General features: G+C 71.7%; 1 protein-coding gene. It reads left to right on the top strand.

Annotation, left to right across the window (positions count from 1 at the left end; all coding sequences use genetic code 11):
• A partial coding sequence (locus HMPREF2924_RS08795; protein ID WP_136828626.1) for a hypothetical protein occupies window positions 1-632 on the top strand: 632 nt, incomplete at both ends.

Genomic DNA, 632 nt, shown 5'->3' with positions numbered 1-632 from the left:
GCCGACACGCTCGACAACAGCCAGTCCGGGCTGATCGCCGCGAATGGCGGCATCGCTATCGAGGCGCGGCAGGTCGACAACCGCGCCGGCGAGATTTCCAGCACCTCGAAGGTCGCCGTGAACGCCCGCGAGCAACTGGACAACCGCGGCGGCAAGGTCATCGGCGACAGCGGCCTGCGCCTCACCGTGCAGCGCCTGCTGAACCAGGCCAAGGGGGTGCTGGCCGGGCGCGACGGCCTGAGCCTGGACGGCGGCGAACTGTTCAACGGCGACGGCGGTCGGCTCGACAGCCAGAACAGCCTGAGCGTGAGCCTCGGCGGCGTGCTGGACAACCAGGGCGGCGCGCTGGTCAGCGAAGGCAGCCTGACGGCGCGCGCCGCGCGCCTGGACAACCGTGGCGGAACCTTCTCCAGCGCCGGTGCGCTGGCGCTGACCAGCCAGGCCGCGCTGGACAACCAGGGCGGCAGGCTGCTCAGCGATGCCGGCGTGACGCTGAAGGGCGCCAGCCTCGACAACAGCCGTTCCGGCGTGATCAGCGCCAAGGGCGCGGTGGATATCCGCACCGGCGTGCTGGACAACAGCCGCAACGGCGGCATCGGCAGCAACGCCGGCATCACCCTGGTGGCCGCCCG

Source organism: Pseudomonas sp. HMSC063H08, assembly GCF_001813645.1.
GTDB lineage: Bacteria > Pseudomonadota > Gammaproteobacteria > Pseudomonadales > Pseudomonadaceae > Pseudomonas > Pseudomonas aeruginosa.
Note: the sequence above shows the minus strand (reverse complement) of the source record. Positions and strands in the feature narration are given on the sequence as shown.